The 19,117-nt window shown below is 73.8% G+C and carries 15 protein-coding genes; 11 read left to right on the forward strand and 4 right to left on the reverse strand.

Annotated elements, in window-relative coordinates:
- Positions 1-10 precede the first annotated feature (10 nt).
- The 8 genes from argJ to DYI95_RS02455 all read left to right on the forward strand — a co-directional run bounded on the left by argJ (position 11) and on the right by DYI95_RS02455 (position 10,095).
- Positions 11-1,312, forward strand: a complete 1,302-nt coding sequence (argJ, locus tag DYI95_RS02420; protein WP_203530683.1) for a bifunctional glutamate N-acetyltransferase/amino-acid acetyltransferase ArgJ — start codon at positions 11-13, stop codon at positions 1,310-1,312.
- Between the two features lie 34 nt (positions 1,313-1,346).
- The gene (argB, locus tag DYI95_RS02425) at positions 1,347-2,492 is read left to right on the forward strand and encodes an acetylglutamate kinase (protein ID WP_116900981.1); all 1,146 of its coding nucleotides are present in this window, start codon (positions 1,347-1,349) and stop codon (positions 2,490-2,492) included.
- Positions 2,489-3,892 carry an aspartate aminotransferase family protein gene (locus DYI95_RS02430; protein ID WP_243149809.1) on the forward strand — a complete coding sequence of 468 codons (1,404 nt, stop codon included), beginning with the start codon at positions 2,489-2,491 and terminating at the stop codon, positions 3,890-3,892. The genes argB and DYI95_RS02430 overlap by 4 nt, the downstream gene beginning before the upstream one ends.
- Positions 3,893-3,940: 48 nt before the next feature.
- Complete coding sequence (gene argF / locus DYI95_RS02435; RefSeq protein ID WP_243149810.1) at positions 3,941-4,942, forward strand: ornithine carbamoyltransferase; 1,002 nt, start codon at positions 3,941-3,943, stop codon at positions 4,940-4,942.
- A gap of 25 nt (positions 4,943-4,967) precedes the next feature.
- Positions 4,968-6,272 (forward strand): argininosuccinate synthase, encoded by a 1,305-nt coding sequence (locus tag DYI95_RS02440; protein WP_243149811.1) that lies wholly within the window; start codon positions 4,968-4,970, stop codon positions 6,270-6,272.
- A 28-nt stretch (positions 6,273-6,300) separates the two neighbouring features.
- On the forward strand, positions 6,301-6,822 hold the full coding sequence (locus DYI95_RS02445; protein WP_116900980.1) for an MOSC domain-containing protein: 522 nt from the start codon (positions 6,301-6,303) through the stop codon (positions 6,820-6,822).
- Between the two features lie 180 nt (positions 6,823-7,002).
- A complete protein-coding gene (argH, locus tag DYI95_RS02450) occupies positions 7,003-8,547 on the forward strand; it encodes an argininosuccinate lyase (RefSeq protein ID WP_116900979.1) in 1,545 nt (514 codons plus the stop codon).
- Between the two features lie 189 nt (positions 8,548-8,736).
- Positions 8,737-10,095 (forward strand): MFS transporter, encoded by a 1,359-nt coding sequence (locus DYI95_RS02455; RefSeq protein ID WP_147308127.1) that lies wholly within the window; start codon positions 8,737-8,739, stop codon positions 10,093-10,095.
- Here DYI95_RS02455 and DYI95_RS02460 read toward each other — a convergent pair.
- Positions 10,092-11,246, reverse strand: a complete 1,155-nt coding sequence (locus DYI95_RS02460; RefSeq protein ID WP_116900977.1) for a P1 family peptidase — start codon at positions 11,244-11,246, stop codon at positions 10,092-10,094. The two genes, DYI95_RS02455 and DYI95_RS02460, sit on opposite strands and share 4 nt — an antisense overlap.
- Positions 11,243-12,187 carry a uracil-DNA glycosylase gene (locus DYI95_RS02465; protein ID WP_203530685.1) on the reverse strand — a complete coding sequence of 315 codons (945 nt, stop codon included), beginning with the start codon at positions 12,185-12,187 and terminating at the stop codon, positions 11,243-11,245. Before DYI95_RS02465 ends, DYI95_RS02460 begins: the two co-directional genes overlap by 4 nt.
- Before the next feature lie 478 nt (positions 12,188-12,665).
- Here DYI95_RS02465 and DYI95_RS02470 point away from each other — a divergent pair, with 478 nt between their 5' ends.
- Genes DYI95_RS02470 through DYI95_RS02480 form a run of 3 tightly spaced genes read left to right on the forward strand, consistent with a single transcriptional unit; the run spans position 12,666 to position 16,513 of the window.
- On the forward strand, positions 12,666-13,187 hold the full coding sequence (locus DYI95_RS02470; RefSeq protein WP_116900976.1) for a (2Fe-2S)-binding protein: 522 nt from the start codon (positions 12,666-12,668) through the stop codon (positions 13,185-13,187).
- A gap of 27 nt (positions 13,188-13,214) precedes the next feature.
- Positions 13,215-15,605 carry a xanthine dehydrogenase family protein molybdopterin-binding subunit gene (locus DYI95_RS02475; protein ID WP_116900975.1) on the forward strand — a complete coding sequence of 797 codons (2,391 nt, stop codon included), beginning with the start codon at positions 13,215-13,217 and terminating at the stop codon, positions 15,603-15,605.
- Positions 15,602-16,513 carry a xanthine dehydrogenase family protein subunit M gene (locus DYI95_RS02480; RefSeq protein WP_116900974.1) on the forward strand — a complete coding sequence of 304 codons (912 nt, stop codon included), beginning with the start codon at positions 15,602-15,604 and terminating at the stop codon, positions 16,511-16,513. Before DYI95_RS02475 ends, DYI95_RS02480 begins: the two co-directional genes overlap by 4 nt.
- A 200-nt stretch (positions 16,514-16,713) precedes the next feature.
- Here the strand turns inward: DYI95_RS02480 and DYI95_RS02485 are convergent, their stop codons facing one another.
- Both DYI95_RS02485 and DYI95_RS02490 read right to left on the reverse strand, forming a co-directional pair.
- Positions 16,714-17,268, reverse strand: a complete 555-nt coding sequence (locus tag DYI95_RS02485; RefSeq protein ID WP_116900965.1) for a DUF6230 family protein — start codon at positions 17,266-17,268, stop codon at positions 16,714-16,716.
- Positions 17,269-17,372: 104 nt separating this feature from the next.
- A complete protein-coding gene (locus tag DYI95_RS02490; protein WP_158556072.1) occupies positions 17,373-19,010 on the reverse strand; it encodes a hypothetical protein in 1,638 nt (545 codons plus the stop codon).
- Positions 19,011-19,117: the final 107 nt, after the last annotated feature.

A 19,117-nucleotide genomic window follows, 5' to 3' on the forward strand; every position in this document is an offset into this window, starting at 1 on the left:
GAGTTCGGGGATGAACCAGCAGGATGGGGTGGCCACATCCACGGCCATGCCGGCGGCCGGGCCGGGTCCGGTCCCCGCTCCGGCGGCGGGCGGGTATGCCCTGCACCCGGGCTGGGGTGTCACGGCGCCCGCCGGCTTTCGGGCCGGCGGCCTGCACTGCGGCATCAAGAAGCGCAAGTCCGACCTGGGCTGGATCGTGGCCGATGCGCCCTGCGCGGCGGCGGCCGTCTACACCCGGAACCGGGTCCACGCCCCCTGCCTGGACGTGACCCGGGATGCCCTGGCGGCGTCGGGCGGGCACCTGCAGGCGGTGGTGTGCAACAGCGGCAACGCCAACGTCTGCACGCCCCGGGCGGCCGCCGACGCGGTGGAGATCCAGGCGCTGGCGGCATCGGTGCTGGGCGTGGCGCCCGAGCTGGTGGCGGTGGCCCAGACGGGGGTCATCGGCGAGCCCATGCCCATGGCGGCCGTGCGCCAGGGGCTGGCGGCCCTGCCGGCGGTGACGGGGCCGGCGGGCGGCGATGCCTTTGCCGAGGCGATCCTCACCACCGACACCCGCACCAAGCAGTGGGGCGCCCTCTGCCACCTGCCGGGGCCCGGGGAGGGACGGTTCGCCCGCATCGGCGGGGCCGCCAAGGGGTCGGGGATGATCCACCCCCAGATGGCCACCATGCTGGCCTTCATCACCACCGACGCGGCGGTGGAGCCGGAAGCGCTGCAGGCCTGGCTTCGCCAGGCGGCCGAGCGCACCTTCAACTGCATCACCGTGGACGGCGACACCAGCACCAACGACATGGTGGTGGTGCTGGCCAGCGGCCGGGCCGGCGGGCCGCCCCTGGCGCCGGGCATTCCGGGGTGGGAGGCTTGGGCCGCGGCGGCCGAGGCCGTCTGCGACCGGCTGGCCCGGGAGATCGCCGCCGACGGCGAAGGGGCGACCCGCCTGATCACCGTGGAGGTGGAAGGCGCCCCCGACGACGCCGCGGCCCGGCAGGTGGCCCGCACGGTGGCCTCCTCACCGCTGGTCAAGTCGGCGGTGCACGGGGCCGATGCCAACTGGGGCCGGATTCTCGCCGCGGCCGGCCGCTCGGGGGTTGACCTCGACCCCTCCCGGGTGGACATCGACCTGGGTCCCGTGCCGGTTTGCCGCGGAGGCCTGGGGGTGCCCTTCGACGAGGCGGCCGCTGCGGACTACCTGCGGTCGGCCGAGGTGCTGATCCGGCTGCGGCTGGGTGCCGGGCCGGGCCGGGGCCGGGCCTACGGTTGCGACCTGAGTCCGGATTACGTGCACATCAACGCCAGCTACCGCACCTAGGCGGTCGAGCGGCGGGGGAGGGAGGAACCCAGCCGTGGCCCTGGAGGCCCTTCGGGAAGGGACGGTGGAGCAGGCGGGCGGCGGCGGCCAGGCCGGCCTGGCTGCCCCCGGCCTGCCGGCGGAGGTCAAGGCGGCCGTCCTGACCGACGTGCTGCCCTGGGTGCAGCGCTTTGCCGGCCGGATTGTCGTCGTCAAGCACGGGGGCTCCACCCTTGGTCTCGCCCCGGGCCGGGCGCCGGTCCCCGGGCGCGGTCCTGCCCCGGGGCCGGGAGCTGCCGGCCCGGCCCCGGCACCGGGGAGCCCTTCCTCCTGGGAGCAGGCCCCGGGCGGGCGGGGGTTCGGGGGGCCGGGTCGGGCGCCAGCGCCCGAGGGGGCCGCGGCCATCCCCGCCGCCCCCATCTGCGGAGGCGACGCCGTCCTCCAGGACATCGCCATGCTGCGGGCCCTGGGGGTCCGGCCGGTGGTGGTCCACGGCGGGGGCAAGGCCATCACCGCGTGGCTCGACCGGCTCGACCTGCCCGCCCGGTTCGTCGACGGCCTGCGCGTGACCGATACCGCCACCCTGGCGGTGGTGGAGATGGTCCTGGCCGGGCAGGTGAACAAGGCGCTGGTGACGGGGCTCAACCAGGCCGCCGGCCGGCCGCTGGCCGTCGGCCTGTCCGGCTGCGACGCCGGGCTCCTCCAGGCCCGTCCCAAGCGTCCCGGCGGCCGGGACATCGGCTTCGTCGGCGAGATCGTCGCGGTGAACACGGCCTTCCTGGAACAGCTGCTGGGGGCCGGGTTCGTCCCGGTGATCGCGCCCCTGGCGGTGGGGGAGGGAGGCGTGCGGTACAACGTCAACGCCGACGACGCCGCCGCGGCGGTGGCGGGAGCCCTGGGCGCGGAAAAGCTGGTCTTCCTGACCGACGTGCCGGGGGTGATGGCCGACCGGGACGGGGACGGCCGGCCGGAAACCCTCTCCAGCCTAGACGCCGCCACCGCCCGGGAGCTCATCGCCCGCGGGGAGATCCGCGGCGGCATGGTGCCCAAGGTGCAGGCAGGGCTGCGGGCCCTGGCGGCGGGTGCGGGCAGCGTGCACATCATCGACGGCCGGCGGCCCCACGCCCTGCTGGTGGAGCTCTTCACCAGCGAGGGGGTCGGGACCATGGTGGTGGCCCAGGGGGAGGAGCGGGGAGCATGACGGTGGAGGAAGCGGGCGCGGCGGGCGCGGAGCGGGCCGCGGGGGCGGCACCAGGGGCAGCCGCCGGAGCGGCAGCGACAGCTGCGGGGGCGGCACCGGGGGCGCTGCCGGCGACCCCGGCGGCGGTGCCACCGGAGGCGGTACCGGCGGGATCCGAGCCGGGGTCGCATCTCTTCCCCAACTACCGGCGGCTGCCCGTGGCCTTCGCCCGCGGCCAGGGAGCGTGGCTCTATGACCAGGAGGACCGGGCCTGGCTCGACTGCACCAGCGGCATCGGCGTCACCGTGCTGGGGCACGCCCACCCCGCGGTGACCGAGGCCATCCGGCACCAGGCCGGGCAGCTCTTGCACTGCTCCAACCTGTACCGGATTCCCCAGCAGGAAGAACTGGCCCGGCGCCTGGCCCGGCTCACGGGCCTGGATTGCGCCTTCTTCGCCAACAGCGGGGCCGAGGCCAACGAGGCGGCCATCAAGCTGGCCCGGAGGTACGGGTGGTTACGCCGGGGCGGCGGCCGGGGCGGTGCCCCCGCCGCGGCTTCGGGAGCGGGACCCGCCGCGGCGGGCGAGGGCGGCGAAGGCCCGGAGATCATCGCCTTCAGCGGCAGCTTCCACGGCCGTACCCTGGGCGCCCTGGCGGCCACCGGCCAGCCCCACTACCACGAGGGGTTCGGCCCCCTGCCCGGCGGCTTTCGCCACGTTCCCTTCAACGACCTGGAGGCGGTGGCGGCCGCCATCACGCCCCGAACCTGCGCCATCCTGGTGGAACCCATCCAGGGGGAGGGCGGCGTGGTGCCCCCGGCTCCCGGGTTTTTGGCGGGGCTGCGGGAGCTGTGCGACCGCCACGGGCTGCTCCTGATCGCCGACGAGGTCCAGACGGGCTGCGGCCGCACGGGCACCTTCCTGGCCATGCAGGGGGAGGGGGTCCGGCCCGACGTGGTCACCCTGGCCAAGGCGCTGGCCAACGGCGTGCCCATCGGGGCCATGCTGGCCAGCGGGCGGCTGGCCGAGCTTCTGGGACCGGGGACCCATGCGTCGACCTTCGGGGGTAACCCCCTGGCGGCCACCGCCGCCCTGGCCACCCTGGACGTGCTGGAGCGGGAGAACCTGCCGGCCCGGGCTGCAGGCCTGGGGGAGTACCTCCGCACCCGCCTGGCCCAGCTGGCGCGGCGCTACCCCGGCTGCCGCGAGGTCAGGGGCCGGGGCCTGATGCTGGGCCTGGTGCTGGACGGCCCGGCAGCCCCGGTGGTGGAGGCCTGCTTCGCCGAGGGCCTGCTGGTGACCGTGGCAGGCGGCCGGGTGGTCCGGTTCCTCCCGCCCCTGACCATCACGGTGGATGAGCTGGACCAGGCGGTGGAGCGACTGGAGCGGGCCCTGGCCCGGGTGACCCGGGCGACGGCCTGAGGAGGGGCCCCATGGGCCCAGGTCTGGACGGAGACGGGAGGGAGCGCGGTGAACCCGTGGACGAAGGCAGGAGGAGCCGGACCGCTGGCCATGCCGGCGCCGGGCACGCCCCAGCCTTTGCCCGCCCTGGCCGGGCGGGACTTCCTGACGCTGGGTGATTTCACCCCCGACGAGCTGGTGGGCCTCTTGGACCTGGCGGCCGCCCTCAAGCAGGACTGGCAGGCGGGCCGGGGCGGTGAACCCCTCTACGGCAAGACCCTGGCCATGATCTTCGAAAAGCCCTCCACCCGCACCCGGGTCTCCTTCGAGGTGGGAATGCAGCAGCTGGGCGGCCGCGTGCTCAACCTGAGCCCGCGGGAACTCCAGCTGAGCCGCGGCGAGACCCTGGCCGACACCGCCCGGGTGCTGTCCCGCTATGTCGATGCCCTGATGGTGCGGGCCTACTCCCACGCCACCGTGGAGGAACTGGCCGCGGCGGCCACCATCCCCGTGATCAACGGCCTGACGGACCTCTACCACCCCTGCCAGGTCATGGCCGACCTGCTCACCATCCGCGAGCACAAGGGCCGGCTGCGGGGGATCCGGGTGGCGTACGTCGGCGACAGCAACAACGTGGCCCACACCTGGCTGCTGGGCGCGGCCCTGCTGGGCCTGCACCTGCGGCTGGCCTGCCCGCCGGGGTACGAGCCCCACCCGGAGATCCTGGCCCTGGCCGCCAGCCTGGCCCGGGGCACGGGCGCCACGGTGGAGGTGGGCCACGACCCGGTGGCCGCCGTCCAGGGCGCCGACGTGGTGTACACCGACGTCTGGACCAGCATGGGGCAGGAAGGCGAGGAGGAGGATCGCCGCCGGGCGTTCGCCCCGTACCAGGTGAACGCCCAGCTGGTGGCCCACGCGGCCCCGGATTTCATCTTCATGCACTGCCTGCCGGCCCACCGGGGGGAGGAAGTGACTTCCGGCGTGCTGGACGGCCCCCATTCGGTGGTGTGGGACCAGGCGGAAAACCGGCTGCACGCGCAGAAGGCCATTCTGCTGGCTCTTCTGGCCTGACGGGACGGGATGGAGGGACGCCGCCGTGGCGGAGAAGATCGTGCTGGCCTACTCGGGGGGCCTGGACACCTCCGTGGCCATTCCCTGGCTCAAGGAAACCTACGGCTATGACGTGATCGCCCTCTCGGCCGACGTGGGCGAGGGCAAGGACCTGGACTTCATCCGGCAGAAGGCGCTGCAGGTGGGGGCCGTGGAGGCGGTGGTGGTCGACGCCCGGGAACGCTTCGCCCGGGACTTCGTGCTGCCGGCCCTCCAGGCCAATGCCCTCTACCAGGGGCGGTACCCCTTGTCGGCCGCCCTCTCGCGGCCCCTGATCGCCCAGCTGCTGGTGGAGACCGCCCGGCAGTACGGCGCCACCGCCGTGGCCCACGGCTGCACCGGCAAGGGCAACGACCAGGTGCGCTTCGACGTCTCCGTGGCGGCCCTGGCGCCCGACCTGAAGGTGGTGGCCCCGGTGCGGGAGTGGGCCTGGTCCCGGGACGAGGAGATCGCCTACGCCCGCCGGCACGGCATCCCCATCCCGGTGACCGAGGAGAACCCCTTCTCCATCGACGCCAACCTGTGGGGCCGCAGCTGCGAGGCGGGGGTCCTGGAAGACCCCTGGGCCGAGCCGCCCGAAGAGGCCTACGCCATGACCGTGGCGCCGGAGCAGGCGCCGGCCGAGCCCGAGTACGTCACCCTGACCTTCGAGGCCGGCGTCCCCGTGGCCCTGAACGGCGAGCCCCTGGGGCTGGTCCAGCTCATCGAGCGGCTGAACCAGGTGGCGGGCCGGCACGGCGTGGGCCGGATCGACATGATCGAGGACCGGCTGGTGGGCATCAAGTCCCGGGAGGTGTACGAGGCCCCGGCGGCGGTGGTGCTGGTGGAGGCCCACCGGGCCCTGGAGGCCATGTGCCTGCCCCGGGAGGTGCTCCACTTCAAGCCGGTGATAGAGCAGCAGGTGGCCCAGGTGATCTACAACGGCCTGTGGTTCTCGCCCTTCAAGCAGGCGCTCGACGCCTTCGTGGCCGAGACCCAGAAGCACGTGACGGGCGAGGTCCGGGTCAAGCTCTACCGCGGCACGGCGACGGTGGTGGGACGGCGGTCGCCGGTCTCCCTCTACCGCCACGAGCTGGCCACCTACTCGCCCGGCGACCGGTTCGACCACCAGGCGGCGGTGGGGTTCATCCAGCTCTGGGGGCTGCCCACCCGGGTGCATGCCGCGGTCCATGCCGGCGCCGGCCCGGCGGCGGGCGAACCGGTCGACGCGGCCGGGCCGACCGGAACCACCGGGGAGGCCGCACCGGCAGGCAGGGAGGCCTCTGCGGCGGTCGAATCCCGTGCCGGTTAAGGTGTCCCGGAAGGGAGTGGGAAGGCGGATGTGGCGGGGGAGCGTCGCCTACCTGTGCATCGCCCCCGCGGCGGGGGCGCCGGTGGTCACGGTGCCCGAGGTGCGGGCGGTGCCGGGGCGAGGCCTGGAGGGCGACCGGTACTACCTGGGGAGCGGGACCTTCTGGAAGCCGGGTCCCGACTACGAGCTCACCTTGATCGAGCTGGAGTCCATCGAGGCCCTGGAGCGGGAGGCGGGGATCCGGATCCACCCGGCCGCGGCCCGGCGCAACGTGGTGACCCGCGGCGTGCCCCTCAACCACCTGGTGGGAAAGGAGTTCTTGGTCGGTGAGGTGCGGGTGCAGGGCATCCGGTTGTGTGAGCCCTGCGGCTACCTGGAAAGGCTCACCCAGCCCGGGGTGCGGGAGGCCTTGGTGCACCGCGGCGGCCTGCGTGCCCGCATCCTCACCGGGGGCGTCATCCGTACCGGGGACGCGGTGGTGCCGGCAGCGGCAGGGGACGCGGGCGGCGCCGCCGGCGCGTCGCTGGCCACCGGCGCGCGTCCGTCCTGACCGGGTCGGCGCCCCGCCGGGCCCGTGAGGACTTCTGCTGCCCCGCCGCCAGCGTGAGCCGGGTCGCGGGAGTCGCCTCTCGTTGCCGGAGTTCCCTGTCGTTGGTCGACGGCGTGTTGGAGGTTCCTCACAGAATCCTGAGGCTGGACCAACGGCCTGTTCCGGAGGAGGAAGCGCAGGGTGCCGAGTCCGGACGAACCGGCGCGCAACCTTCATCCCAACGCCAAGCCCTGGGGCGGGCGGTTCACCGCTTCCACCCACCGGGCGGTGGAGGCCTTCACGGCCTCCATCGACGTGGACGCACGGCTCGTGGACGTGGACATCCGCGCCAGCCAGGCCCACGCCCGCATGCTCGGTGCGTGCGGCGTGCTGGCGCGCGACGAGGCCCGGACCCTGGTGGAGGGCCTGGAGGAGGTGCGCCGCCGCCTGGCCAGCGGGGAGTTCCGGCTGGACCCGGCCCTGGAGGACGTCCACATGAACGTGGAGCACCTGCTTGGGCGGGTGGTCGGCCCGCTGGCCGGCAAGCTCCACACGGGCCGCAGCCGCAACGACCAGGTGGCCACCGACATGCACCTGTACATGAAGGAGGCCATCGAGCGGCTGATCGCCGCGGTGCGGGAACTGCAGCAGGCGCTGGTGGAGAAGGCCGAGGCGCACCTGGACGTGATCATGCCCGGCTACACCCACCTGCAGCGGGCCCAGCCGGTGCTCTTCAGCCACCACCTCCTGGCCTATTTCTGGATGCTGGAGCGGGACGCGGGGCGGCTGGCCGATGCCCGCCGGCGGGCGGACTGGTGCCCCCTGGGGGCCGCCGCCCTGGCGGGCACGGGCTTCCCCCTGGACCGGGAGCAGGTGGCCCGGGAGCTGGGGTTCGGCCGGGTCTACCCCAACAGCATCGACGCCGTCAGCGACCGCGACTACCTGCTGGAGTTCCTGGCGGCGGCCAGCATCCTGATGATGCACCTCTCCCGGCTGTGCGAGGAGCTGGTGCTGTGGTCGTCGGAGGAGTTCGGCTTCATCGAGCTGGACGACGCCTACTGCACCGGCTCCAGCATCATGCCCCAGAAGAAGAACCCCGACGTGGCCGAGCTGATCCGCGGCAAGACCGGCCGGGTCTACGGCGCCCTGGTGGGCCTGCTGACGGTGCTCAAGGGCCTGCCCCTGAGCTACAACCGGGACCTGCAGGAAGACAAGGCCGGAGTCTTCGATGCCCTGGATACCCTGGAGGCCGCCCTGCCCCTCTGCGCCGGGATGATCCGCACCATGAGGGTGAGGGCAGACCGCATGGCAGCCGCCCTGGAGCGGGACTTCTCCGCCGCCACCGACCTGGCGGACCACCTGGTCGAACGCGGCGTCCCCTTCCGCGAGGCCCACCGCATCGTGGGCGAGCTGGTGCTGCACTGCATCCGGGCCGGCCGGCGGCTGCAGGAACTAACCCTGGACGACCTGCGGGCCCACAGCCCCCTGTTCGGCCCTGAGGCCCTGGGGCGGCTTTCACCGCGGGCGGTGGTGGAAGCCCGGAAGCTGTACGGCGGCACGGCCCGCCAGGCGGTGGAGCGGCAGCTGGCGGAAGCCCGGGCCATCCTGGCCGCTGCGGCAGAGCAGGCGGCACGGGACGGGTTCGCAGGACCGGGGAGCCCAGGACAGGGCCTGGCCGTTGGAGGCGGCGCGGGAGAAGGGGGCCCGGGCGCGGTTGCAGGCGGGGAGGTCTCCCCGGCCCCGTGACGTCGGCCCGATGCCCCTCTATGATGGGGGCACTGGCATTGCGGGGCGCCGGCGGGGCGGCGCGGGCCGCTCCTCCCTGGGGACCGGCCCGGAAGGTCCCACCCGGCGCCGGACCGGGGTGGGCCCATGGAATGGTGGCGGCGTGATCGCCGGCCTCCCCTCCCGTCCGTGGGGGGCGATCCGGCATCGGTGTACGTGGCGTATCGCTTCGGCATGGCCTTCCTTCTCACCACGGCCCACACCGTGGCCGCCCTCTATCGCATCCAGCAGGCCGGTCTGGGGCCCCTGGAACTGGCACTGGTGGGCACCGTCCTGGAGATCACCGTCACCCTCTGCGAGGTGCCCACGGGCGTGGTCGCCGACCTCTACGGGCGCCGAGCCTCGGTCCTCCTGGGCCTGGCCACCATCGGGGCCGGCCTGCTGGTGGAAGGGGCGGTGCCCGCCCTGCCGGCCATCATGCTGGGCCAGGTACTCTGGGGACTGGGCTACACCTTCACGAGCGGCGCCGACGCCGCCTGGATCGCCGACGAGGTGGGGGAGGAACGAGCCCGCTACCTGTACGTGCGCGGTGCCCAGGCCGCCCAGGCGGCCACGCTGCTGGGCATTGGTGCCAGCGTGGCACGGGGCAGCCTGCGGCTGAACCTGCCCCTGCGGGTGGCTGGGGCCGGCATGTGGGTGCTGGCCCTGGTGCTGGCTCTGGTGATGTTCGAACGGGGGTACCGGCCCCGGTGGCGACCGGGCGACTCCCTCTGGCAGGGGGTGGGGGGGACCTGGCGGCACGGGTGGCGGGCTGTGCAGGGCCGGCCCGGCCTGCGGCTGCTACTGGCCATCGGGATCTTCTACGGGCTGGCCAGCGAGGGATTCGACCGTCTCTGGCAACTGCACCTATTGACCCGCTTCCCCCAGCTGGGGGGCGCGGCGGGCGGGGCGGCGGGCCCGGCGGGCACCGGGGCGGTGGTTTGGATCGGCTTGCTGACCGCCGGGGCCATGCTGCTGAGCATGGCTGCTGCGGAGGTCGTCCGCCGGCGGGGGGTGGGCGACCCTGCCAGGGTGGGGCGGATGCTTCTGGCCATCAGCATGCTGCTGGTGCCCAGTGTGGCCGGCTTCGGCCTGGCCGGGTCCCTGGCCGCGGCCACCGGCTTTTACTGGCTCACCGCCCTGCTGCGCGAAACCTACGATCCCCTGCAGGTGGCCTGGGTCAACCAGGGCCTCGATCCCCGGGCCCGGGCCACCGTGCTGTCGATGGTGGAGCAGTTTCACTCCTTCGGCGAGATCATCGGCGGTCCCGTCCTGGGCGGCATCGCGGCAGCCATCGCCGTGGAAGCCGGCCTGGTGGCCAGCGCCGCCTTCCTGTTGCCGGTGGTGGGGATGTACGCGGTGCTGGTGCGGCGGATGGCCGGGGCGGGGGCCCGGCCGGGGGCGGCGGCGGCCCCAGCGGCCCCCCCGGACGGCACCACCGCGGCCGCTGGAGGGGCCGGAGAGAAGGCGACCGTGCCGCCGGGGGCGGCGGATTGGTCTGGAGGCGGGCCGGCGGTGGGATGCCCCTAGGCACCCTCCGGCTCGGGGCCGTAGTCCCAGGCGATGCCGCGTTCTTCCAGAAGGCGGCGCACCTGGTCGACGTGCAGGGCCGGTACCCGGTGGCCGTCGCGTCCCGTGACCGGCCGGGCCGCCACCAGGGCCCGGATCACCGCCTCCTCCGTGACGGCGGCGGCGGCCTCAAAGAAGGGGTTGAGGTAAGCGCCCTCGTCGGGCAGGTAGGGCGGGTAGCGGCGGGCCGTGCTGAAGGCCAGCACGAAATCGCCGCTGCCGTGCCAGTAGACGGTGCCCGTCCGGGCCAGGCCCGCGGCGGCCCGCCGGGCGATGCGGCCCAGCTGGCGCGAGCTCAAGGGCGCGTCGGTGGCCAGGATCACCACCACCGAGCCCCCCTCGCCGGCCTCAGGCCCAGGTCGCCCGGCGGGCTCCGGCCGGGCAGCCTGGCCGCCCGGCTGGGGCCGGGCAGCCGGTTCGTCTGGGCCGGCCAGCAGGCGGCCCACGGGGACCCCGGCGATGGTGAGATCGCGGCGGCGGCCGAAGTTGGCCAGCACCAGACCGCCGAGGGTGACCGTCACCTCACCGGCATCGGGCAGGGCGGCCTGCCACGTCCGGGAGGCGCTGCCGATTCCTCCCTTGAAGCCGTAACAGACCATGCCCGTCCCCGCGCCCACGCTGCCTTCCGCCACTGGGCCGCCGGCAGCCGCCGCCAGCGCCGCGGCCACCTCCGCCGGCCCCACATGGCGGCCGCGGATGTCGTTCAGCCAGCCGTCATTGCACTCGCCCGCCACCACGTTGACCGTGGGGGCCGTGATGCCGATGGCAGGGTGGGCCGCCAGGATGTGATCCAGCAGGGCGTCGGCAGCCCGCCAGATGGAAAGGGTGCCGGTCAGGAGAATGGGTGTCTCCAGCCGGCCCAGCTCGGTGACCTGGGCTAGGCCCAGGGCCTTGCCGAAGCCGTTGATCACGTGGGCGGCGGCCGTGAACTTGCCGTCGTAGATGGAGCGCAGGTCGCCGGGCGGCAGGATCACGGTGACGCCCGTGCGCACCGGCCCCTGGCCCGCCCGCAAGGGGCCCTCGCCGCGGATCACCGTGGCGTGGCCCACCCGGACGCCGGCCACGTCGGTGATGGCGTTGAACGGGCCGCGCTGCATGGTCCCGGGCGTCATGCGCCTTCCCTCCGGCTTTCGCCCGGCCCGGCCGGGGCGGGGGCGGCCGGGAGGGACCCGCCGTCCACCAGCTCCCGGGCCCGGCGGAAGATGGCATCGAACATGGCTTCCGTCAACCGGCCGGTCTGGGTGTTCTGGCGGCTGGGGTGGTAGCTGGCCAGGAGCACGGGCAGGGGGAGCGGGGAACGCTCCCCAGGGGTCGCTGGGTCCCCGGCAGCCGGGACCCGGGAAGGCGCCGGCCAGCGGTACTCGCCCCCGTGCCGGAAGCGGGGCCGCACCGGCCGGGGCCGGTTCGTCCCGGCCAGGGCACCGGCTCCGGGTGGAACCTCCACAGGCCAGTCCAGGCCGCGTTCCCGGACCTGCCGCAGCACGGCATCGAAGGCGATCTGTCCCAGGCACACGATGACCCGGACCCCGGGCCAGAGAACGTCCAGCTCCCTGCGGAGGAAGGCGCTGCAGGCGGCCAGCTCCTCCCGGGAAGGCTTGTTGTCCGGGGGAGCGCAGCGGCAGGCCGCGGTGATATAGGCGCCGTGGAGCCGCAGGCCGTCGTCCCGGTGGGTGGCAGTGGGCTGGCTGGCAAAGCCGGCCCGGTACAGGGCGCGGTAGAGCCAGTCGCCCGACGAATCGCCAGTGAACATGCGGCCGGTGCGGTTGGCGCCGTGGGCGGCCGGGGCCAGGCCCACCACCAGCAGCCGGGCCTGGGGGTCGCCGAAGCCGGGCACAGGCCGGCCCCAGTAGTCCCAGTCCCGGTAGGCCCGGCGCCGGGTCCGGGCCACCTGGGCCGTGTAGGCCACCAGACGGGGGCAGCGCCGGCAAGCGACGATGTCCTGGTTGATGCGGGCGATGGCGGCGGCCGCGTCCCCCGCCGCCGCGACGGGATCGCAGGGGGGTACGGCGGCTGCCGCGGACGCCGTCACGGGTTGCGGCTGGGAACCGTTCATACCGCCATTGTACCAGCCCGCCTGACGACCCCACCCTTTCCCGCGCGCAGGCGACGGCGACCCATGACCGCCCGCCCCCGTCACCGGCTGCCCGCGCTTCCGCAAGGGGGCTGACCCGGGGGGAGCGCCCCGGGGCCCCCTCGGGGTCCGGCAGGAGTTGGAACCTGTCCGCCGTATTCCATTGCCTAACGGGGGATGCATCGCGGTTCCAGCCACTCGCCAGCACCCATCGCGCCACTTTTCGCCCTTCCGCCGGTCTCCTGCCGCGGTGGCCGGCGGGGCCAGGCACGGCAGGGGGCCGGTTCGTCCCCGCACCGGCCCGCCCCCAAGCCGGGCGGCACGCACCGGCTACCCCGAGAGCCGCAGGTGCCGTGGTACGGCACCCATCCCCCAGCTTCGGTCCCGGTTCCCCGTGCCGGTGCCGGGAGCCGGAATGCCATAGCGGGCGCGGGCCCGTGAAAGGAGGTCGGGCGGCGTCATGGCAGCGACCGGCCAGGAAGCGGCCGGCCAGCGGGTGACGGTCACCGTGACGGTCAACGGCCGCACCTACACGCGGGAGGTGGAACCCCGCACCCTCCTGGTCCACTTCCTGCGGGAGGAACTGGGCCTGACCGGCACCCACGTCGGCTGCGACACGTCGAACTGCGGGGCCTGTACGGTCCACCTGAACGGCCAGGCGGTCAAGTCCTGCACCGTGCTGGCGGTGCAGGCCGACGGCGCCGAGGTGGTGACCATCGAAGGCCTGGCTCGGGACGGCCGGCTCCACCCCGTCCAGGAGGGGTTCTGGGAGCAGCACGGCTTGCAGTGCGGCTTCTGCACGCCCGGCATGATCATGGCCGCGGCGCACCTGTTGGAGGTGAACCCCAACCCTACGGAGGAGGAGATCCGTCGCGGGCTCGAGGGCGTCCTCTGCCGCTGCACGGGCTACCAGAACATCGTCCGGGCGGTGCAGTACGCCGCCCGCCGGTTGCAGGAACAGCGCAGCGCGGCCGCCGACTGATCCCGGCCGCCGGCGAGGGGGGTGAAGATGGTGCCGGTTGCAGGCATTGGCGCGCGGCTCAAGCGCAAGGAAGACCCCCGCTTGATCACGGGCTCGGGCACCTACACCGACGACATCAAGCTGCCCGGTATGGTCCACGTGGCCGTGGTGCGCAGCCCCCATGCCCATGCCCGGATCCGGGGGATCCACACCGCCGCGGCCCGCTCGGCACCGGGTGTGGTGGCGGTGCTGACGGGCGAGGAGCTGAAGCAGGGCTTGCAGGCGCCCCTGCCCTGCGCGTGGCTGTACGAGGGGCTGAAGAACCCGCCCCACTGGCCCCTGGCCGTCGACGTGGTGCGCCACGTGGGCGAGGGGGTGGCCGTGGTGGTGGCGGAGACCCGGGCGGCGGCCCGGGACGCCGCGGCCCTGGTGGAGGTCGACTATGAGCCGCTGCCGGCCGTGGTCGACCCCGAGAAGGCCATGGATCCGGGCGCCCCCCGGGTCCACGAGCAGTTCGACAGCAACGTGGCCTATACCTGGGAGGCGGCCGGCGGCGACGTGGAGGCCGCGTTCCGGGAGGCCGACGTGGTGATCCGCCAGCGGCACCTGCAGCAGCGGCTGGTGCCCATGGCCCTGGAGCCCCGGGCTGTGGTGGCCGACTGCCACCCGGCCACGGGAGAGCTCACCGTCTGGAGCACCACCCAGATCCCGCACCTGCTCAAGATCAACCTCTGCGGAATCCTGGGCGTCCCCGAGCATCAGATGCGGGTGATCGCCCCGGAGGTCGGGGGCGGCTTCGGGGCCAAGCTCAACGTCTACCCGGAGGAGGTCATCGTCCCCTTCCTGGCCCGCCGGCTGCGGCGCCCCGTGAAGTGGGTGGAGGACCGGCGGGAGAACTTCGTCACCACCATCCACGGCCGCGAGGGCATCATCGACGTGGAGGTGGCCGCCCGGCGCGACGGCGAGATCCTGGGCATGCGGATCCACTGGATCTGCGACCTGGGGGCCTACAACCAGCTGAACACGCCCTACATCCCCATCCTGGGGCTCATCGTCTCGCCCGGACCCTACCGCCACAAGCACCACGCCATCAAGATCACCGGGGTCTTCACCAACAAGACGCCCACCGACGCCTACCGGGGCGCCGGCCGGCCCGAGGCCACCCACTTCCTGGAGCGGACCATCGACCGCCTGGCGGACGAACTCGGCCTGGATCCGGCCGAGGTGCGGCGCAAGAACTTCGTGCGCAAGGACGAGTTCCCGTACACCAACCCGGTGGGCATCACCTACGACTCCGGCGACTATCACGCCGCCCTGGACAAGGCGCTGCAGGCCGTAGGGTACGAGGAGCTCAAGCGGGAGCAGGCCGAGCGGCGCCGGCGGGGCGACCGGCTGCAGCTGGGAATCGGGATCTCCAGCTACATCGAGGCCTGCGGCCTGGCGCCGTCGGCGGCCCTGGCGGGGACCTTCTACGGGGGCAACCTGTTCGAGTCGGCCCAGGTGCGGGTCCACCACACCGGCAAGGTGACGGTCTACACGGGCTCGTCGGCCCACGGCCAGGGGCACGAGACCGCCTGGTCCCAGATCGTCGCTAGCGAGCTGGGCATCCCGCCGGAAGACGTGGAGGTGCTCCACGGCGACACGGGCCGCGGCCCCATCGGCCTGGGGACCTACGGCAGCCGCTCGGCGGCGGTGGGCGGCATCGCCCTCTACCACGCCCTGCAGAAGGTGAAGAAGAAGGCCGCCCTGATCGCGGCGCACCAGCTGGAGTGCAGTCCCGAGGACCTGGAGTTCGTGGACGGCGAGTTCCGGGTCAAGGGGGCGCCCCAGCGGGCTCTGAAGTTCACGCAGATCGCCGCCGCCGCCAACCTGGCGTCCCACATCAACTTCCCGCCGGGCCTGGAGCCGGGGCTTGAGGAGACGGCCTTCTGGCAGCCGGAGAACTTCACCTTCCCCTTCGGCACTCACGTGTGCGTGGTGGAGGTGGACACCGAGGACGGCCGCACCCGGATCCTGCGGTACGTCTGCGTGGACGACTGCGGCAACGTGATCAACCCGCTGCTGGCCGAGGGCCAGGTCCACGGCGGCATTGCCCAGGGCATCGCCCAGGCGCTGTTCGAGGAGCTGGTCTACGACGAGAACGGCCAGCCCGTCAACGCCTCGCTGATGGAGTACGCCGTGCCGACGGCGGCGGAGCTCCCGTCCTTCGAGTCGCACTTCACCTGCACGCCGTCGCCGGTCAACCCGCTGGGCGTCAAGGGCATCGGGGAGGCGGGCACCATCGCCGCCACGCCGGCGGTGGTCAACGCCATCGTCGACGCCGTCTCGCACCTCGGCGTGCGGCACATCGACATGCCCTGCAAGCCCGAGCGGGTGTGGCGGGCCATTCAGCAGGCCCAGGAAGCGGCGGCCGCCGCGGAAGGGGGGGAGGGGCGGTGATCCCCAGCGCCTTCGCCTATCACCGGCCGGAAAGCCTGGATGAGGTGTTCCAGCTGCTGGCCCGGTACGGTGACGGGGCCAAGCTGCTGGCGGGCGGGCACAGCCTGCTGCCCGCCATGAAGCTGCGCCTGGCCCAGCCCCAGGTCCTGATCGACCTGGGCCGGGTCCGGGAACTGGCGGGGGTGGCGGTGGAACCCGATGGGACCCTGCGCCTGGGGGCCCTGACGACCCACCACCAGGTGATGACCGACGCCGCCATCCGCCGGCATGCACCCCTGCTGTCCGAGGTGGCCGGGGTGATCGGTGACATGCAGGTGCGCTACCGAGGCACCCTGGGCGGCAGCATCGCCCACGCCGACCCTGCGGCCGACTACCCGGCCGCCCTGCTGGCGCTGGAGGCCGAGATCGAGGTCGCCGGCCCCGGCGGCGCCCGCCGGACCGTGCTGGCCGGCGAGTTCTTCCTCGGTCCCTTCGTCACCGCCCTGCAGCCCGACGAGCTGGTGACGGCGGTCCGCATCCCTGCCGCCGCGGGCGGTGACCAGGGCTGGAGCTGGGGCTACCGCTACCTGAAGATGGCCCGCCGGGCTTCCGACTTTGCCCTGGTGGGAGTCGCGGCCGCCGTGGCCCGGGATCCCGAAGGGGCGGCGGCTGCGGTCCGGGTGGCCCTGAACGGGGTCACGGGAGCGGCTTACCGGGCCTCGGCGGTGGAGGAGCACCTCACAGGCCGGGTCCCCACGGCGGAGCTTCTGGCGGAGGCCGCCCAGCGGGCGGTGGAAGGCGTGGACGTGGACGGGGACGCCCTGACCTCCGCCGAGTACCGGGCGCATCTGGCCCGGGTCTACACCCGCCGGGCGCTGGCTGAGGCCTGGCAGCGGGCTGGCGGGGAGGGGGCCATGGCCGCCGACTGAAAATGGGCGGCCGGGCCTGGCACCGGCCCCTCGGGTGGGGGCAGGGGGCGGCGGGTGCCGGCGGACGGCGGCGCCCGCCGCTGTCCGGGGAGGGCGCAAGGGTGCGGGCCGGGGCATGGTGCCCCGGCCCGCACCCTTGCAGGGGGTTGAGGGGCGGCTCCACCGGTGGCCCGCCTGGATGGCCGATGGTGGCTCGCCGGTCAGTCGATCACCTTGACCTCCAGCTTCATCCCGGGCAGCTTGGCCTTGTTCTGGAACAGGTAGTGGGCGACGATCCTGGCGTCCTCGATCACCACACCGGGCGCCGTCATGGACAGCGGGCTGTTGCCGCGTTGCTCGTCGACCGTCTGCTGGTTGAAGGAGATGGAGCCGGCTTGCTGGTAGGTCATGTCCTGCACCAGCCCGCTGATCTCCACCGGCGAGGCGGTGATGGAGACCCGCACCGTCTTGCCGCCCACGTTGAGGTCCTTGTACAGGTGCAGGTTGGTGATCACCAGATGGTCGATCTTGGCCCGGGCCATGGGCACGCCCGCCGCCTTGTCGGTGTCGTTGGTGACGGGCAGCAGTTGAAAGCCCGTGCCTTCCAGCCGGTCAAACTCCAGCATGACCCCGCCGATTCCCGCCAGCGGGGCGGCCAGGGCGATGCCCTGGGACATCATGACAAACAGCATGGCACCCAGCACGGCCATGGAGATGCCGAAGGTGACCCAGAAACGGCGCCGGGAGAAGGTCCCGGTGGTCACGGCGTACGGCATGGGTCTTCCCCTCCCTGATGCCACGTATTGATCCGCTCGTCCTGCCGTCCAGGCTTCTTGTCGGGGCGGGGAGCCAGCAGGGATGGCTCCCCCCGCCTGGCGCCTCACGGTCCCTTACGCAGCAGTCCACCCAGCCCCGCCGAACCCAGAAGGCCTCCCAGCAGCGGCAGCAGGCCGCCCTGGCCGTCGCCGGCAGTGGTTCCTGAACCGGTACCGCTGGTATCGGCGGTCCCATCCTGCCCCGCTGCCTCCGGGCCGGGTGAGCCGGTTCCTCCCGGCAGGCTGGTGGCCAGGCGATCCAGGTCAGGCCAGTAGCGGCCGCAATCCCGGGCCAACTGCAGGGTGACCAAACTCAGCTCCTCCGGTTCCACCAGGTGGTGCTCGACCAGGCCGCCCAGCAGCTGCGCCGCCGCCAGGGACGGATCACCGGCCAGGGGCTGGAGGGCACCGGCCGAGAGGTCCAGGGACTGGGCCACACAGGCCAGGGCCGGCGTGAGGCCGGGAAGCTGGGGCTGCACCGGCAGCGGAAGGGCCGGCATGGAACCCTGCCGGGTCGTGCCCGAATCCGGCGCCTCCGGCGAGCCGGCCTCTGGGGCCGGGGCCGGTTCCTCCCCAAGGCAACCCACCACGGCCTGGGGATCCAGGCCGCGCAGGGGCTCGAGGGCAGCCTCCAGATCCCCCTGCTGCAGCGCCCCCAGGTCCAGGAGGGACAGCGGATCCCGGTCCAGCGCCTCTTCCAGGCACTGCACCAGATTCCGGGCCTCAGGCGGCAGCGGCACGCCGGGCACATCGGGGGTGGGAATCCGCGGCCTGGGCAGCGGCAGGTCCGGAAGGGGCGCCGGCGGGATCCCAGGGCCGGGCCGCTGGGGCAAGGGCAGGTCCGGCAAAGGCAGCGGCAGGGCGGGCCCCGCGCCGGCCTGTTGCCGCTGCCGATCGCGGCGCAGGTCGTACAGGTCCCGGTGCGTGCCGTGCAACGCCGCGGCCTGCCGCTCCACCCGCTGGATGCGGTCCCGCTGGGCCAGTTCGGCCGGGTCCGTGACGAAGCGCAGGACCGATCCCGGCAGCACGGCGGTGCCGGTGTGCATCCAGGTGGCCCGCATGCCCATGTCGCGCACGCGCAGGGTGACCTGCCCGCCGCTTTCCAAGAGGTCCAGCACGAACCGGACGGGGTCGGCGGACCGGGCAGCCCCGGGGATGGTGCCGATCAGGGACAGGAGGTCGGTGCGCATGGCGGTGCCGGTCACCCGGGCCACTCCCTGGCTGGTGATCTGCAGGTACAGGGGCGAGCCCTGGCTGAGATCCTGGGTCAGGGCCAGGTTGCGGATCTCCGCCGACTCGAACCGCACGATGACCTCAAAGGGCCCGGCGCCGGGTTCCGTCACGGGCATGACGCTGGCCCCCCGCCCGACCATCTCGTCGGCGGTCACGATGAAGTAGCGATCGGGAACGAGCAGGTCTTCCAGGCTGGCGGGCCCGGGGCTGGCGGCACCGGCAGGTCCCGCGGCCACCAGCGCAAGGATCACCAGCAGGAGCGCCAGGGCGGGGAGGGCCGGCTGCCACCGGCGGCGCCACCGGTACCGGGGAACCTGGCGGCCGGGCACCGTGCCGGGTGAAAGGCCGCCGGCGGTGCCGGCAGCCGGCGACCGGCCGGGAACGCAGGCGGCGCCGGTACCGCCCGGGGCGCCGGGGCTGGGCGGGACGGCGGGCCGGTGGCCGCGGCCGGCGATGCGGGCGTTGTCCACGCTGTCACCCTCCTTTCTCCCGCAGGATGGGCCGCTTCTGGGGGAAAGAACGGGCGGCGAGGGGGGCCGCGTCCCGGCCGTGCCCTTGCCCTCCCGCCGGTTTCGCC

Source organism: Thermaerobacter sp. PB12/4term (assembly GCF_003403315.2).
GTDB lineage: Bacteria > Bacillota > Sulfobacillia > Thermaerobacterales > Thermaerobacteraceae > Thermaerobacter.

Excerpts from the sequence above, each read along its gene's own strand:
- DYI95_RS02460 (WP_116900977.1), bottom strand. The coding sequence starts at position 11,246 with ATGACGCCCGGGACCATGCAGCGCGGCCCGTTCAACGCCATCACCGAC.
- DYI95_RS02430 (WP_243149809.1), top strand. The coding sequence starts at position 2,489 with ATGACGGTGGAGGAAGCGGGCGCGGCGGGCGCGGAGCGGGCCGCGGGG.
- argJ (WP_203530683.1), top strand. The coding sequence starts at position 11 with ATGAACCAGCAGGATGGGGTGGCCACATCCACGGCCATGCCGGCGGCC.
- DYI95_RS02445 (WP_116900980.1), top strand. The coding sequence starts at position 6,301 with ATGTGGCGGGGGAGCGTCGCCTACCTGTGCATCGCCCCCGCGGCGGGG.
- DYI95_RS02470 (WP_116900976.1), top strand. The coding sequence starts at position 12,666 with ATGGCAGCGACCGGCCAGGAAGCGGCCGGCCAGCGGGTGACGGTCACC.
- DYI95_RS02475 (WP_116900975.1), top strand. The coding sequence starts at position 13,215 with ATGGTGCCGGTTGCAGGCATTGGCGCGCGGCTCAAGCGCAAGGAAGAC.
- DYI95_RS02465 (WP_203530685.1), bottom strand. The coding sequence starts at position 12,187 with ATGAACGGTTCCCAGCCGCAACCCGTGACGGCGTCCGCGGCAGCCGCC.
- DYI95_RS02485 (WP_116900965.1), bottom strand. The coding sequence starts at position 17,268 with ATGCCGTACGCCGTGACCACCGGGACCTTCTCCCGGCGCCGTTTCTGG.